Source organism: Achromobacter semiaridum (assembly GCF_053543755.1).
Map to the genome: position 1 here is coordinate 107,888 of NZ_JBLVOL010000070.1, position 15,119 is coordinate 123,006.

The window sequence follows — 15,119 nt, forward strand, 5'->3', positions numbered from 1 at the left end:
CGCCACGGGTCTAGGGATGTGCGGGCTATTGTAGGGGTTCGGCCCCGATGACTGAAGCAGGGTTTCGGGCGCGGGGCCGAAGCGCCGCCGCGCTAGCCGACGGCCTGATCCAGCCGCGTGCCCGTCAGGCCCGAACAATAGGCGCGCGACGCGATGCGGTTCATGAGGAAGGCGCGGTCGGTGCCGGCCGGGCCGGGCATTTCAGACAACGCCCGGTAAGCGCGGCGCAAGGCCTCGCCCCGCGTGTCGCCGCAAACCAGCAGGCGGGTGCAGGGCAAGCGACGGTCGACGCAGCCGTCGATACGCATTTCCAGCGCATGCGCGCCGACGGCGTCGGGGCTGGCCACGATGGAGCCGGCATGCGGTTGCGCTTCGGCGCCAATCACGCGGAACACGCCGCTGCGGTCGTCCAGGCAAAACGCCACGGCGCCCATGCCCTGCCAGTTGCGGTCTCGGGCGACCTCGGTGGCAATCGTGCGCAACGCGGTTTCGATGGATGATGGAAGATGCGGCGCAGGGCATTCGGCGATCAGCACGCGGGCCTCGCGCCAGACGCAGCGTTCCCACGCGCGGCCGGCAACCATTTCGCCCGTCTCGGATACAAATACATGGATATCAAGCCGGCGCTCACGGCCCGCGGCCGGCCCGGCATAGTCCGTGGGAGGACCGCGCCGGCTGCTGGCGCCCCCCGATGACATCACAGTAGAAACTTTGGCACCCATGGCCCCTCCCGTCTTTCTGCTTGCAGCGCAAGCGTATCACCTTCCCATGACAAGCAATTTGTGGGCCATGCCGCCGCAGCCCGTAGCAGATGCCCACCGACCCCGCCCGCGCACCGGATCAAAGCGGCACGCTACGTGCTACGCACCATTTCAGGGCGGGCGCCACCCTTAAGACGCCCTACTGCTCCCGTCGGATGAGGCGCATGCGCCGATGGGGGATAATTCACTTTTCTTGCTTAACCCGGTCGGGTTTTGATATACGGGTTTACCACTAGGCCCATCAAAACCAGCGCTGCAACCTTCTTCTTCAAGGAATCGTCGTGGGCAACAACACGCAATTTCCCGCTTCCGTCTTCAAGGCGTATGACATTCGCGGCACCGTGCCGGACCTGATCGATGCAAAGTTCGCTCGCGCGCTAGGCGTGGCGCTGGCCGCTCGCGCACGCGAAGAAGGCGTGCAGACCCTGGTGGTGGGCCGCGACGGCCGCCTCAGCAGCGAAATGCTGTCCGACGCCTTGCAGGAAGGCATGCTGGAAGGCGGGGTCGATACCCTGGATGTCGGCATGGTGCCCACGCCGCTGGTGTACTTTGCCGCGAACATCATGCAAACCGGGTCCGGCGTGGCCATCACCGGCAGCCACAATCCGCCCAAGTACAACGGCTTCAAGATGATGATGGGCGGCCGCGCCCTGTATGGCGACGAGGTACAGGCCTTGGGCGCCGCCATGAACGGCGCACCCTCGGCCCCGGCTGAACGCGCCGGCGTGCGCCGCCAGCTGGACCTGGTCGCCGCTTACATTGCGCGCGTGGCCTCGGGCGTGAAGCTGGCCCGCCCCATGAAGATCGCCATCGACTGCGGCAACGGCGTGGCCGGCGCGGTGGCGCCGCAGCTGTTCCGCGCGCTGGGCTGCGAAGTGACAGAACTGTTCTGCGAGGTGGATGGCACGTTCCCCAACCACCACCCGGACCCGGCCGAACCCAAGAACCTGCAAGACCTGATCAAGTGCGTGGCCGAAACCGACTGCGAGCTGGGCCTGGCCTTTGACGGCGACGGCGACCGCCTGGGCGTCGTCACGAAATCCGGTCAGATCATCTGGCCGGACCGCCAACTGGTGCTGTTCGCGCGCGACGTGCTGGACCGCAACCCCGGCGCCACCATCATTTACGACGTCAAGTGCAGCCGCCACGTGGGGCTGTCCGTGGAAGCCGCGGGCGGCGTTCCGCTGATGTGGAAAACGGGCCATTCCCTGGTCAAGGCCAAGCTGGCCGAAACCGGCGCGCCGCTGGCCGGCGAAATGAGCGGCCACATCTTCTTCAAGGAACGCTGGTACGGCTTTGACGACGGCCTGTACACCGGCGCGCGCCTGCTTGAAATCGTATCGCGCCAGGCCGACGCCTGCGCACCGCTGGAAGCATTGCCGCAGGACGTTTCGACGCCCGAGCTGAAGCTGGAAATGGAAGAAGGCCAACCCTTTACCCTGGTCAAGGGCTTGCAGGACAACGGCCAGTTCCCCGACGCCCGCCGCGTCATCACCATCGACGGCGTGCGCGCGGAATACGCCGACGGTTTCGGCCTGGCCCGCCCGTCCAACACCACGCCCGTTGTCGTGCTGCGCTTCGAGGCGGAAAACCCCGAGGCGCTGGCACGCATCCAGGCCGACTTCCGACGCGAACTGGGCAAGCTCGCGCCAGAAGCGACTTTGCCGTTCTGATTGCGTCCATGTCGCTATCCAACAGCCCGGCCTGGCAACCATTTACGGCAGCGGCCAAGGCCGCGCCCTTGCGCGGCGAGCAGCTCAGGGTCATCAACGCGCCGGGCCTGCGGCTGGATCTGAGCACCCAGCCGCATTCGCCGGCGCTGCACGCGGCGTCTGAAGCGCTGCTAGCGCAGCAGAACTTTGACGCCGCCCGCGCCTTGTTGTTCGATGGGGGCCACGCCAACTGGACCGAGGGCCGCGCGGCCTGGCATACCGCCCTGCGCGCGCCCAACCCGCCCGCCCCCGTGGCGAAGGTGGTGCAAGCCGAACGCGACCGGCTGCGCGAATTCGTACGCGAAGCCGATCGTGCCGACCGCTACGGCTACGTCCTGCACCTGGGCATCGGCGGCAGCGACTGGGGGCCTCGCCTGGTGACGCGCGCCTTGCGTCATGGCGGCGGCCGGCGCGAAGTGCGATTCGCATCGAACGTGGATTCGCATTCCGTCGCCGACGCCATGAGCCGCCTGGACCCGCACGACACGCTGGTCATCGTCGCGTCCAAATCGTTCACCACGACCGAGCCGCTGGCCAACGCCGAAGTGGCCATGAACTGGCTGCGCGAAGCCGGCGTGGCGGACCCGATCAAGCAAGTGGTGGCGATTACCGCCAACGTGGAAGCCGCGCTGAACCTGGGTATCCTGCCCGATCACATCTTCCAGATCTGGGACTGGGTGGGCGGCCGTTATTCGTTGTGGTCCGCCATCGGCTTGCCCATCGCGCTGGCGCTGGGCAACGACGCGTTTGACCAGTTGCTGGCAGGCGCGGCGGCCATGGACGAACATTTCCGCACGGCGCCGCTGGCTGACAACGCGCCGGTGCAGATGGCGCTGGCAGGCGTCGTCAACCGCAGCGTGCTGGGCTATCACTCGCTGGTCATCGCGCCGTACGACTCACGGCTGTATCACCTGGTGCCGTGGGCGCAGCAGTTGGAAATGGAGTCGCTGGGCAAGGTGGCAACGGCTGACGGCAGCCCCGTTGGCGTGCCCACCGGCCCCGCAATCTGGGGGATGTCGGGTACCGATTGCCAGCACACCTTTTTCCAATGGATGCATCAGGACGCGATGGGTGCACCCGTGGATTTCATCTTGTGCGAACAGCCGGATCACGCCTACGCGCGTCACCACGAACTGCTGATAGCCAATTGCCTGGCGCAGCGCTCGGCGCTGCTGCGCGGCAAATCCCTTGACGAGGCGCTGGCGGAAACGTCCGCCACCGAAAGCGATCCGGCGCGCGCGCGATGGCTGGCGCAACACCGCGTTCATCCGGGCGGGCGCCCGTCTTCGCTGATCGTGTTGCCGCGGCTTGAGGCCTACACGTTGGGCGCGTTGCTGGCGATGTACGAACACAAGGTGTTCACCCAAGGCGTGATCTGGGGCATCAACCCGTTCGACCAATGGGGCGTGGAATTTGGCAAGGCGCTGGCCAAGGGCATCATGCGCGAACTCGATTCGCCGCAGCCCAGCCAGCAGGACCCGTCGACCCGTTTCTGGATCGACGCGATCGCGCGGCGGCAGTAGGCGGACAGCGCGTCGGCGGCAGCCTACGGCTAGCCGCCAGCCGCGCGCCGCCCCAGCGCGTCGTACAGCTCAACATGCACGCGCGCAACCTGGCGGATATCGAACTCGCGTTCGGCCAGATCCCGCCCGGCCGTACCCATGGCCTGGCGCAGCGCGGCGTCTTGTGCCAAACGCGCGATGGCGTCCGCCAGCGATGCGGCATCGCGCACCGGCACCAGCAAGCCGGTCTTGCCGGGGTCGATGGCGTCTCGGCAACCGGGCACGTCTGTCGTGACCACCGCGCGCCCGCAGGCCGCGGCTTCGATCAGCGATTTGGGCAGCCCTTCGCGATATGAAGGCAGCACGGCGATGTGGCTGGCGGCGTATAGCTCAGCAATATCCGAACGTTCGCCCAGCGCTTGCACCGCGCCCTCGCGCTGCCAGGCCTCCACCTCTTCTTGCGTGGCCGACGTGGGGTTGCCCGCATCCACCCCGCCCACCAGTTGCATCGTGACGGGCACGCCGCGCTCGCGCAGCAGCGATGCCGCGTCGACAAACTCCCGCACGCCTTTGTCGCGCAACAAACGCGCCACCATCGTGACCACGACGGGCGGCGACGACGGCTCGGGCGACGCGCGATAGGCGTCCAGATCAACACCCGCGCCACGAATCATGACAACCTGCTCGTCGCGCACCGCGCCCAGGGACTTGAGCAGGTCGCGATCATTGGCATTCTGGAAAATCACGCGGCTGTTCGGATGGCCCAGCGCCACGCGGTACAGACGCGCCACCACGGCGCGCACCAGGCGCATCTTCAGGGAGTTCGACAGGAACACGAAGCCCAGCCCCGAGATCGCCGCCACCATGCCCGGCACGCGCGCCAGCCGCGCGGCAATGCCGCCGTACAGCACCGGCTTGATCGTCACCAGGTGCACCACGTCCGGGCGCACGCGGCGAAACAGGCGCACCAGCGCGCGCAACGTGCCCAGTTCCTGCAAGGGATGCTTGCCGCTGCGCGTCATGGGGATGGCGTGATGCGTCATGCCCAGCGCCTGGATGTGGGCCACGGCCGGGCCGTCCATCGTGGCCACGTGCACGTCATAGCCCGCCTGCTGCGCCGCCAGCGCCACCGGCACGCGGTGCGACATGAAAAACGCGGGATTGTTGACCACAAACATCAGGCGGCGGCTCATGCCTTGGCTCCAGAAATACGGCGCCATACGGCGGTGTAACGTTGCACCATGCGTGCCAGATCGAAGTTTTCCAGCACGCGCGCGCGGCCGGCTTCCCCGGCGCGGCCCGTGCCACGCGCGGCCACATCGCACAGCGCGGTTTCGATGCCGCGCGCCAGCGCTTCGGCCTGCTCGGGCGGCACGACGACGCCGGTGTCGGCGACGATGTAGGCGGCGTCGCCCACATCGGTCACCACGCAATAGACGCCGCACGCCATGGCCTCGGCCACCACATTGGGAAAGCCCTCGGCGCAGCTGGACAGCACATGCAGGTCCAACCCGTTCATCACGGCGGGCACGTCGTCGCTGGGGCCGGCCAGGATCAGGCGGTCGCGCAGGTTCAGCTTGTCGATCAAGGCAAGCAGTTCGGGGTTGTCCGCGGTCATGCCGCGCCCGACCAGCACGCAGCGCAAGCCGCCGTCACGCCCGTCGCGCACCAGCGCGGCCACGGCGCGCAGCAGGTTGGCGTGGTCTTTCAACGGGTCCCAGCGGGCCACGCTGCCGATCACGGGCGCGTCTTCGGATAAGCCCCATTGCGCGCGCATGCGCGTGCGGGCCTGGGCGTCCGGCGCGTAGCGCGACAGGTCATAGCCGTTGGAAATGACGACCATGCGGTCGCGCCGGTAGCCCTTTTCGGCATGGCGTTCGGCGGCGTTCTGCGCCGCGCACACAATGGCGCGCGGCACGCTGCCCGACAACAGCGCGCAAGCGCGCAAGACGATGCGCGCCGAGCGGCTGCTGCGTTCCAGGTGTTCGCCGGAATTGCGGATGCCCCAGGCGATGGCGCGTACGCCGGCCAGCCGCGCGGCCAGGCCACCGATCAGGTCGGCGTGATACATCCAGGTCTGCACGACGTCGGGACGCGTGTCGGCGATCAGGCGGCGCAGCGCCATGAAACCGCCCAGGCTGACGCGGCCGCGCTTCATGCCCAACGCATGCACCGCGACGCCGGCATCGCGCAGGCGCTGGCCGTAGATGCCTTCGTCGGTCAAGGACACGACGGTGTGCGACACACCCGCGTCCCGGTACGTGGCCAGACGCAGCAGCACGGATTCCGCACCGCCCTGCCCCAGGCCGGTGATCACGTGCAGCACATGTAATGCCGGGGTGCTCATCGCCCCTCCCGCACCGCGTCGAACAGTTCGTCCCATTCCGACAGCACGCTGGAAAGCGCATAGCGCTGGCGTACGGCGGACGCGCCGCGATCGCCCAGTTGGCGACGCAAGAGCGGGTCGCTCATGATGCGTTGCAAGGCGTCGCGCAAGGCATCGCGGTTGCCGGTGGGCACCAACAGGGCGTCCTGCCCATCGCGCGTCATTTCGCGTGGGCCGCTGGGGCAATCGAAGGCCACACATGGCAGGCCCAGCGACATGGCTTCCAGCAGCACGTTGGGAAAGCCTTCCACCAGCGAGCTAAGCACAAAGGCCTGACCGCGCGCCAGTTCTTCCCAGGGGGTTTCGGTACGCCCCGGCAAGCTGACCCGCGCTTGCAGGCCCAACTTGGCGACCTGCGCTTCAAGCGCCGCGCGTTCAGGGCCTTCGCCCCAGATGCGCAGGTTCCAGTCGGGATGCGCGGGCGCCAGCTGCGCAAAGACGTCGATCAACAAATCAAAGCGCTTGTCGGTCACCAGGCGGCCCATGGCCAGCAGTTCACGCGGGCCGTCACCGTCGTGCTGCACCACGCGCGGTGCTTCCAGCAAGGGCGCGGGCAAGGGGTTGGGAATCACTGCCAGGCGCTTGATGCCCGGCACCTGCCGCGAGAACGGGCCGGCGGTGTCTTCGGCCTGCACCGTCACCATGTCGGCACGCGGATACAGCAGCCGGCGCAGCTTGCGCCACACGTTGCCCGTCGTGGTCTCGGCCACGGGATTGGTACGTTCGCAGACGATCAGGGGCACGCCCAGGCCCCGCGTGGCCAAAATGGCGGCCACGTTCACGTTGGTCAGGAATGACACGACCACATCGGGCTGGGTGTCACGGATGTGTTTGCGCAAGGCCATCAAACGCTTGAACGCCGCCATCGCACCCGAGGCGCGGGTGCCGGCGATGTCCGCCAGCCAAGCCAGCTGTACCTTGTCGGACAACGGATAAAAGCAGGTGCCCTTGGACGAATAAGTGGGCGTCAACGTGACGGTGTCCCCGCGTTCGGCCCATGCATTCACCAGCGTGGCGGCCACCCGTTCGGCGCCGCCCGCGTGCATGGAACTGACCAACATCAGAATTCTCATACGTCAACGACTCCCAATCGTTCCCCCTTGATCCGGTGCTGCACGATAACGATCCAGCCAGGCTTGCATCATCAACACGCCCCACAGGTGGCTGTCCCAGTTGCGATGGCCCGACGTGTGTTCACGCCATTTGCGCAGGATCGGTTCGGGCTCGAACCAGCCTTCCTGGCGCAGCCGCGCGGGGTCCAGCAACGCATCGGCCCATTCGCGCAGCGGGCCGCGCAACCAGGCGGCCAGCGGCACGGCGAAGCCGCGCTTGGGGCGGTCCACCAGCGCCTGCGGCACATGGCGATGCAGCACCTGGCGCAACAGCCACTTGCCCGTGTTGCCGCGCACCTTGTATTGATGCGGCAGGCTCCAGGCAAATTCATACACGCGGTGATCGATCAGCGGCACGCGCGTTTCCAGGCTGACGGCCATGGCGGCGCGGTCAACCTTGACCAGGATGTCGTCCGGCAGATACGTGACCGTGTCCAGCTTCATCATGGCTTCGAAGGTCGAGCCCTGCATGTCGCGCGCGAATTCCGACACGGGCTCCACGCCGCCTTTGACTACCTGCGACGGCTCCGGCCAGTACGACACGAAGTGGCGATAGAAATCCCCGCGCGAGTCGGTGCGCAACAGCTCGCCCAGCTTGCCGACCTTGCCGCGCCAGGCGCCGCGTCCGGGAAGTTGAGCCGAGGCGGACAGCAGCGCGCCGGCCGGCTTGCGCAGCATCGCGGGCACGCGCTCGCACTGTTGCCACCAGTTATTCACGCGGAAATAGCGCGAGTAGCCGCCGAAGAGTTCATCGCCGCCGTCGCCGGACAGCGCCACGGTGACGTGCTGGCGCGCCATCTTGGTGACCAACGACGTCGGGATCTGCGAAGAATCCGCGAACGGTTCGTCGTACATATCGGCCAGCGAGGGCACCACCGCCAACGCATCGTCAGCGGTCACGTAGAGCTCGGTGTGATCGGTGCCCAGATGCGTGGCAACGGCCTTGGCGTGCTGCGCCTCGTCATAGCCTTTTTCGTGAAAGCCGATGGCAAAGGTGCGCACGGGCTTGGCGCTTTGCGCCTGCATCAATGCCACGATGGTCGACGAATCGATGCCGCCAGACAGGAACGCGCCCAAGCTGACGTCCGACAGCATCTGGCCACCGACCGCCTTGGACAGCACGCCTTCCAGCGCCTCGGCGGCTTGCGCGTCGGTGCCGAAGGACAAGGGCGCGCGCGCCGCCGCGTCGGCGGCTTCGCGGGCGGACCAGTACACGCGCGGTTCCGGCATGCGGCGGCTACGGGTGTCGTCGGCGGTGAATTCGATCCACGTTCCCGGCGGCAGCTTGTTGATGCCCTGGTAGATGGATTGCGGCGCGGGTATGTAGTTGTGGCGCATGTACGAGGCCAGCGCGTTGCGATTCAGGTCGCGGCCGAATCCGGGGATGGGCATCAAGCCCTTCAACTCGGATGCAAACACCAGTTCGGCGCCCGTATAGCCGTAGTACAGCGGCTTTTCGCCCATGCGGTCGCGCGCCAGCATCAGCTTGCGCGACGCGCGATCCCACAGCGCGATGGCGAACATGCCGACCGCGGCTTGCAGCGTGGCTTCGATGCCTAGCGCGGTAAAACCGGCCAGCAGCGTTTCGGTATCGGAATGGCCGCGCCAGGTGGGCGCCAGTGCCGATTGCTCCAGCTGCTTGCGGATGTCCATATGGTTATAGACCTCGCCGTTGAACACCATCACGTAGCGGCCGCAAGCGGACGTCATGGGCTGGTGGCCGGCTTCGGTCAGGTCCAGGATGGCCAGGCGCACGTGGCCCAGGGCCACTTCGGCTTCCGGGTCCTCCCAGAAGCCGTTGCTGTCCGGCCCGCGATGGCGGATGCGGCGGCAGCTCTCGGCCAGCAACCGTTCCTTGTTCCCGATGGGGCCCCAAATTCCGACTATTCCACACATGATGAGGTTCTCGTGGTCACCGTAGCAACGGCGTGCCGCAGGGCCTAGCGGCCCGTTTCGCGCACGCCGTCAAAAAGTTCTTTCCATTGCTGCAACACGCGCGCGGCCGAAAAACGGTCGCGCACATCGGTTGCCGCCTGCGCCATCCGCTGGCGCCTTGCGTCATTGTCCATGACTTCGGACAACGCCTTGCACAGCGCCGGCACATCGCCGTTGGGCCGTACCAGCACGCCGTCGATCCCGTCGCGCACGATCTCGCGCGGGCCGGTATCGCAATCGAACGACACGGCCGCCAAGCCGCTGGCCATGGATTCCAGCAAGGTGTTGGACAGGCCTTCAAAGCGCGAGGTCAGCACGTACAGGTCGGCACTGTCGTACCAGTCGCCCACGTTGCCGGCGCGGCCGGGCATCGAGATGCGCTGGGCCAGCCCTGCCTGGTCGATCTGTGCCTGCAATGCGCCGCGTTCATGGCCTTCGCCCAGGATAACCAGATCCCAGTCCGGATGCGACGGCGCCAGCGTGGCGTAGGCCTGGATCAGCAGGTCAAAGCCCTTGGCGGCGTGCAGACGGCCCACGGCCAGCAGACGCTTGCGATCAGGCGTCGGGCTGGGCGCCAGCATGGGCTCGGCGCGCGGCAGCGGCCAATGCACCGGGTTGGGGATGACGGCCAGGCGCGAGCCCGGCACGTGGCGCTCGATCCAGTCGGCCGTGCCACGAGTCAACGCCACCACACGGGCGGCGCGCGGATAGGTCATGCGACGCAGGCGCTGCCACAGGCCCGACAGGGTCTGCGACGGCGGATGGGTGTGTTCGGTGGCGATGACGCGGCATCCCAGCCCCGAGGCGGCCAGCACGGACAGCACGGACGCCGTGGTCATCATGCCCAGCACGATGTCCGGGCGAAACGCCTTGATAACGCGACGCAGCGCACGCACACGTTGCACGTTGCTCCAGATGCCGCGCAGCCCGCCGCCCTCGCCCGCCGTGTTCAGCACTTCGCGGCGCACCTTGGGGTGCAGCGCGTAGACGTCGTCGTCGGCGTTGGCCTGCGTGACCACCATGACTTCGCGGCCCATGCCGGCCCAGTGCGCGCTCAGGTCGGCGGCAACGCGTTCAGCGCCCCCGCCATGCAGCGAATGGATAAACAGCAGCACGCGCAGCGCGCGTCCGGAGTCGGCTTGCGACATTCAATCGGCCTCCTTGGGTTCAGCCTTGCGCATCGCCACCACCAGGTAGCAGGCGAAGGACAGCACATACATGAGGCTGGTTGCCAGCATGATGCCGGCCGCGCCCATCTTGGGTGCCAGCACGGTGTTCAACACGGCCTTCAGCGCGAAGTTGGCCACGGCGATGGCGGCCATGATGCGGTAGCGATTCTGGCTGGCCAGCAATTGCACCAGGATCAACACGCCAAAATAGAAAGGCAGTTGCAACAGGCCCCAGCGCAATACATGCGCGACGGCCTCGGTGTTCTCGGCGGTGAAGGCGCCGCGCTGGAACAGCACGGACACGCCCCAGGGTGCCAGCACCCAGCCGATGGCCACGGCCACCGCGCCCGCGCCCACCATCAGCACAGACCATTTCAGTGCCATGCTGCGCGCGCGGTCGGTATCGCCGCGCGCCTGCACATCGGCCAGCACGGGCAACGCGGCGCGCCCGACCGACACCGCGCCGATGCCCAGCAGCAACGACAGCAGCCGGCTGGCGTAACCCAGCGTGGCGTTGGCGTTGGCGCCCAGGTTGGCGGCGGCGTATTGGTCCAGCGGGCCGACAAAGCTCATGGCCACCTGGCCGATCAGCATCACGCCGGCCGCGCCCATCAGTTCGGGCCAGTGCGGCGAACGCAGCGTCAGGCGCGGCGCGCCCCAGAAGCCGCCGTCGGCACGCGCGGCCAGCCAGGCCAGCCAGACGGTCTGGATGGCGTAGCCCACCAAGGTGCCCCACAGCAGCGGGCCCACGCCGTCGGCGCTGACGGCCAGCATGACCCAGGCCAGCGTGGCCACGGCCGGCACGCTGTCCAGCAAGGTGTTGACGTGGCGTTCGTGCGCGCGCAGGCGCGCGGCGCTGATGCCCGCGACGAGCAGCAAGGCGGACACCGGGGCAAAGGCCACCAGCAGGTCACCCGTCATGCCGCGCACGCGTTCGGGCAAGCCCTTGCCCAAGGCGTCCACGACGTAGGGCCAGGCAAACCAGGTGGCTATCGCCAGCGCGACACCGGCCGCGGCGACCCAGCCTTGCAGTTCTTTGATGAATTGGTCGCGCTCGGCATCATCCGCCCGGCGCAGGCGCACCAGCACGGGGATCAGCACCACTGACAGCACGCCCACGATGGTGACCGGCAGCCAGGTGGCCATGGTCATCGTGAATTGGTAGGCGTCCACGGCGTCGCTGACGCCGTAGCGGTACGCCACCGCCATCTCTTTGATGGCGCCGGCGGCCTTGCCCAGCAGAAGGAACACCGCCACCCGGAACGCGCCCTTGAAGATGCGCTGGTGGTCCGGGTGGATGTTGCCGAGTTTGCGGACGAGTGCTTTCAAATCAACGCAGGAATTGCGTGTACCAGGGCATGGCCACTTCCAGGCCTTGCAGCACGGTGTGCGACGGCACGTAGCCCAGCAGACGGCCGGCCTTGCTGACGTCGGCCTGCGAATGGCGCACGTCGCCGGCGCGGAAGTCGGCGTAGACCGGCTTCTTGCCGTAGTTGACGTTCTGGTTGCCCAGCGCCGTGACCAGGAAGCCGAACAGGTCGTTCAAGGTGCTGCGGCCGCTGACGGCCACGTTGTAGACCTGGTTGCGGGCTTCGGGCGAGGCCATCGCGCCAAGCAGGTTGGCCTGCACCGCGTTGTCGACGAAGCAGAAGTCGCGGCTGGTTTCGCCGTCGCCGTTGATGGTGACGTCTTCGCCCTTGATCATGGCGGCGGTCCACTTCGGGATCACGGCGGCGTAGGCGCCATCGGGGTCCTGGCGCTTGCCGAACACGTTGAAGTAGCGCAGGCCCACGGTCTCGAAGCCGTACGAACGCGCGAACACGTCGGCGTACAGTTCGTTCACGTACTTGGTGACGGCGTAGGGCGACAGCGGCTTGCCGATGTTCTCTTCTACCTTCGGCAGGGCCGGGTGGTCGCCGTAGGTGGAGCTGGAGGCCGCGTAAACGAACGACTTCACGCCGGCGTCGCGCGCGGCGACCAGCATGTTCAGGAAGCCACCGATGTTGACTTCGTTGGTGGTGATCGGGTCTTTCAGCGAACGCGGCACCGAGCCCAAAGCGGCCTGGTGCAGGACGAAATCAACGCCTTCGGTCGCGCGCTGGCAGGCGGCCAGATCGCGGATGTCGCCTTCCACGAAGGAAAAACGCGCCCACTGCTCGGGCGACACCGAGTCGCGCACTTCATCCAGATTGCGCTGGTGGCCAGTGGCGAAGTTGTCCAGGCCGGTCACGGTCTGGTTCAGCTTCAGCAACGTTTCCAACAGGTTCGAGCCGATGAAGCCGGCGCAGCCGGTCACCAGCCACTTGCGCGGCTGGGCGGTGAGTTCTTGCTTGATGGTTTCAAATCGCGTGGTCATGGCGGAATCCTTACAGACGCAGGTCGGATTCGGCGGGCGACAGCACGTACTTCAGGTCGTACAGCACGTGTTGCGGCTTGCCCAGCTTGCGGATGCCTTCGGCGCCCATGGCTTTGAACTGGTTGTGCGCCACCGCCAGGATCACGGCGTCGTACTTGCCTTCTTCAAGCTTGGCCACGGGGGTCAGGCCGTATTCGTGCACGGCTTCTTCCGGGTCGACCCACGGGTCGTAGACGTCCACGTCAACGTTGTAGTCGCGCAGTTCGCCAACGATGTCCACGATGCGGGTGTTGCGCAGATCGGGGCAGTTTTCCTTGAAGGCCAGGCCCATGACCAGCACGCGCGCGCCTTGCACATGAATGCGCTGCTTGGTCATGCACTTGACCAGCTGCGACACCACGTAGCCGCCCATCGAATCGTTCAGGCGACGACCGGCAAGAATGATCTCGGGGTGGTAGCCGATGGACTGCGCCTTGTGGGTCAGGTAGTACGGGTCCACGCCGATGCAGTGGCCACCGACCAGGCCCGGACGGAACGGCAGGAAGTTCCACTTGGTGCCGGCCGCTTGCAGCACGGCTTCGGTGTCGATGCCCATCTTGTTGAAGATCAGGGCCAGTTCGTTGATCAGCGCGATGTTGACGTCGCGCTGCGTGTTCTCGATCACCTTGGCGGCTTCGGCCACGCGGATGCTGGACGCCTTGTGCGTGCCGGCGGTGATGATCTGCTTGTACAGCTGGTCGACCAGTTCGGCGACTTCGGGCGTCGAGCCGGACGTGACCTTCTTGATGGTGCTGACGCGGTGATCCTTGTCGCCCGGGTTGATACGCTCGGGGCTGTAGCCGGCGTAGAAGTCCACGTTGAACTTCAGGCCCGACACGCGTTCCAGCACGGGCACGCAGTCTTCTTCGGTGGCGCCGGGGTACACGGTGGATTCATAGATGACGATGTCGCCGCGCTTGAGCACGGCGCCGATCGTTTCGCTGGCCTTGACCAGCGGGGTCAGGTCGGGCTGCTTGTATTCGTCGATGGGCGTGGGCACGGTCACGATGAACACGTTTGCCTTGCCGAGTTCGGCGCGGTCGGCGGTGTAGGTCAGCTGAGCGGCTTCGGCCAACTCTTCGTCGCTGACTTCCAACGTGTGGTCGTGGCCGGCCTTCAAAGCGTCGATACGGCGCGTATTGATATCGAACCCGATGACCGAGCGCTTCTTGCCGAACTCCACCGCCAGGGGCAGGCCGACATAGCCCAGGCCCACGACAGCAAGTTTCACATCCTGAATTTGCAACATAACTCTCCCTTCACCGTAGAACGTTTACGGCATCTTAAATATGGTCGGGTGATCAATGACTAACGAGCCCCCGGCGGTGATCGCCGGGGCGCTCAACTCTTAATCCGAGGTCTTCAAAACGGACGGCAGCAGCAGCCAGCCGGGACGGCGCCACGACACCAGGCGCGCATACAGCCAGACATAGACGCTGGCGAACACCAGCAGGCTGGCGCCCAGCGCCCACGCGTTGTCCCACCAGATGGTGGCCGGCACCAGGCCGATCAGCGCCAGCACCCACATGTAGGGCGACGCCATCGCGTTGCACAGCGCCGGCACGGCATGGCGGCGACCACGGCTGAAGGTCACGCGGACCAGGCGGCGGAACACCAGTTGGTGCAAGTGCAGCGCATCCGGCTGGTCAACCGGCACGCCACGCTTGAAGCGGCGACGCCAGATCGAAAAACCGGTTTCGAAGACGGGGTAGAACAACACGGCCAGCGCGTAGAACGGCGACACCGACGGATTGCGCACCACCAGCAGCACGGCCAGCTCAGCCAGCATGAAGCCCAGGAAGTACGCCCCGCCATCGCCCAGGAAGACGCGGCCGAACGGAAAATTCCAGACCAGGAAACCCAGCGTGGCGGATGCCAGTGCGGCGGCGATCATGAAGATGGGCACATCGCCCACTTGCAGGGCCACCAGGCTGATCGACACTGCCATCAGCGTGGCGACCATGCCGGCCAGGCCGTTCATGCCGTCAACGATGTTCAGCGCATGGGTACAGCCGCCCACGGCAAACATGGTGAACAAGAGGGATACGGGCCAGTACGACAGCACGTAATCCACAGGCGCCATGCCGACCCGGCTGACGCCGCCCAGCAGCCACCAGGCAATCGCCGCCGACAGAAAAGCCGCCCGC

At 66.6% G+C, this 15,119-nt stretch carries 12 protein-coding genes; 2 read left to right on the forward strand and 10 right to left on the reverse strand.

All coding sequences use genetic code 11. The features are described 5' to 3' along the window. Positions 1 to 92 precede the first annotated feature (92 nt). Complete coding sequence (locus tag ACNPP0_RS19465; protein ID WP_448706760.1) at positions 93 to 722, reverse strand: BPTD_3102 family carboxylase-like protein; 630 nt, start codon at positions 720 to 722, stop codon at positions 93 to 95. 320 nt (positions 723 to 1,042) lie between these two features. On the opposite strand from ACNPP0_RS19465, the gene ACNPP0_RS19470 reads away from it, so the two are divergent. Both ACNPP0_RS19470 and pgi read left to right on the forward strand, forming a co-directional pair. Continuing rightward, positions 1,043 to 2,434: a phosphomannomutase/phosphoglucomutase gene (locus ACNPP0_RS19470; RefSeq protein WP_332610901.1), complete on the forward strand. Its 1,392-nt coding sequence runs from the start codon at positions 1,043 to 1,045 to the stop codon at positions 2,432 to 2,434. A gap of 8 nt (positions 2,435 to 2,442) precedes the next feature. After that, complete coding sequence (gene pgi, locus ACNPP0_RS19475) at positions 2,443 to 3,996, forward strand: glucose-6-phosphate isomerase (RefSeq protein WP_448706761.1); 1,554 nt, start codon at positions 2,443 to 2,445, stop codon at positions 3,994 to 3,996. Positions 3,997 to 4,025: 29 nt separating this feature from the next. Here pgi and ACNPP0_RS19480 read toward each other — a convergent pair whose 3' ends face one another. The 9 genes from ACNPP0_RS19480 to ACNPP0_RS19520 all read right to left on the reverse strand — a co-directional run. Next, positions 4,026 to 5,168, reverse strand: a complete 1,143-nt coding sequence (locus ACNPP0_RS19480) for a glycosyltransferase family 4 protein (RefSeq protein WP_448706762.1) — start codon at positions 5,166 to 5,168, stop codon at positions 4,026 to 4,028. Beyond that, positions 5,165 to 6,322 carry a glycosyltransferase family 4 protein gene (locus tag ACNPP0_RS19485; RefSeq protein WP_332610898.1) on the reverse strand — a complete coding sequence of 386 codons (1,158 nt, stop codon included), beginning with the start codon at positions 6,320 to 6,322 and terminating at the stop codon, positions 5,165 to 5,167. Before ACNPP0_RS19485 ends, ACNPP0_RS19480 begins: the two co-directional genes overlap by 4 nt. After that, positions 6,319 to 7,434 (reverse strand): glycosyltransferase family 4 protein, encoded by a 1,116-nt coding sequence (locus tag ACNPP0_RS19490; RefSeq protein WP_448706763.1) that lies wholly within the window; start codon positions 7,432 to 7,434, stop codon positions 6,319 to 6,321. The genes ACNPP0_RS19485 and ACNPP0_RS19490 overlap by 4 nt, the downstream gene beginning before the upstream one ends. Positions 7,435 to 7,437: 3 nt before the next feature. After that, positions 7,438 to 9,369: an asparagine synthase (glutamine-hydrolyzing) gene (gene asnB, locus ACNPP0_RS19495; RefSeq protein ID WP_332610894.1), complete on the reverse strand. Its 1,932-nt coding sequence runs from the start codon at positions 9,367 to 9,369 to the stop codon at positions 7,438 to 7,440. Positions 9,370 to 9,413: 44 nt separating this feature from the next. Beyond that, the gene (locus ACNPP0_RS19500) at positions 9,414 to 10,556 is read right to left on the reverse strand and encodes a glycosyltransferase family 4 protein (protein WP_448706764.1); all 1,143 of its coding nucleotides are present in this window, start codon (positions 10,554 to 10,556) and stop codon (positions 9,414 to 9,416) included. Continuing rightward, positions 10,557 to 11,906, reverse strand: a complete 1,350-nt coding sequence (gene murJ / locus ACNPP0_RS19505; RefSeq protein WP_332610890.1) for a murein biosynthesis integral membrane protein MurJ — start codon at positions 11,904 to 11,906, stop codon at positions 10,557 to 10,559. Between the two features lies 1 nt (position 11,907). Beyond that, the gene (locus ACNPP0_RS19510) at positions 11,908 to 12,933 is read right to left on the reverse strand and encodes an SDR family oxidoreductase (protein ID WP_332610889.1); all 1,026 of its coding nucleotides are present in this window, start codon (positions 12,931 to 12,933) and stop codon (positions 11,908 to 11,910) included. Positions 12,934 to 12,943: 10 nt separating this feature from the next. Then, complete coding sequence (tviB, locus tag ACNPP0_RS19515) at positions 12,944 to 14,221, reverse strand: Vi polysaccharide biosynthesis UDP-N-acetylglucosamine C-6 dehydrogenase TviB (protein ID WP_332610888.1); 1,278 nt, start codon at positions 14,219 to 14,221, stop codon at positions 12,944 to 12,946. Between the two features lie 99 nt (positions 14,222 to 14,320). Then, positions 14,321 to 15,119, reverse strand: a 799-nt coding sequence (locus tag ACNPP0_RS19520) for an MraY family glycosyltransferase (protein ID WP_448706765.1), incomplete at its 5' end; no start/stop codon positions are given.

Coding starts and splice junctions, on each gene's coding strand:
- ACNPP0_RS19465 (WP_448706760.1), bottom strand. CDS start 722: ATGGGTGCCAAAGTTTCTACTGTGATGTCATCGGGGGGCGCCAGCAGC.
- pgi (WP_448706761.1), top strand. CDS start 2,443: ATGTCGCTATCCAACAGCCCGGCCTGGCAACCATTTACGGCAGCGGCC.
- ACNPP0_RS19480 (WP_448706762.1), bottom strand. CDS start 5,168: ATGAGCCGCCGCCTGATGTTTGTGGTCAACAATCCCGCGTTTTTCATG.
- ACNPP0_RS19485 (WP_332610898.1), bottom strand. CDS start 6,322: ATGAGCACCCCGGCATTACATGTGCTGCACGTGATCACCGGCCTGGGG.
- ACNPP0_RS19490 (WP_448706763.1), bottom strand. CDS start 7,434: ATGAGAATTCTGATGTTGGTCAGTTCCATGCACGCGGGCGGCGCCGAA.
- asnB (WP_332610894.1), bottom strand. CDS start 9,369: ATGTGTGGAATAGTCGGAATTTGGGGCCCCATCGGGAACAAGGAACGG.
- ACNPP0_RS19500 (WP_448706764.1), bottom strand. CDS start 10,556: ATGTCGCAAGCCGACTCCGGACGCGCGCTGCGCGTGCTGCTGTTTATC.
- ACNPP0_RS19510 (WP_332610889.1), bottom strand. CDS start 12,933: ATGACCACGCGATTTGAAACCATCAAGCAAGAACTCACCGCCCAGCCG.
- tviB (WP_332610888.1), bottom strand. CDS start 14,221: ATGTTGCAAATTCAGGATGTGAAACTTGCTGTCGTGGGCCTGGGCTAT.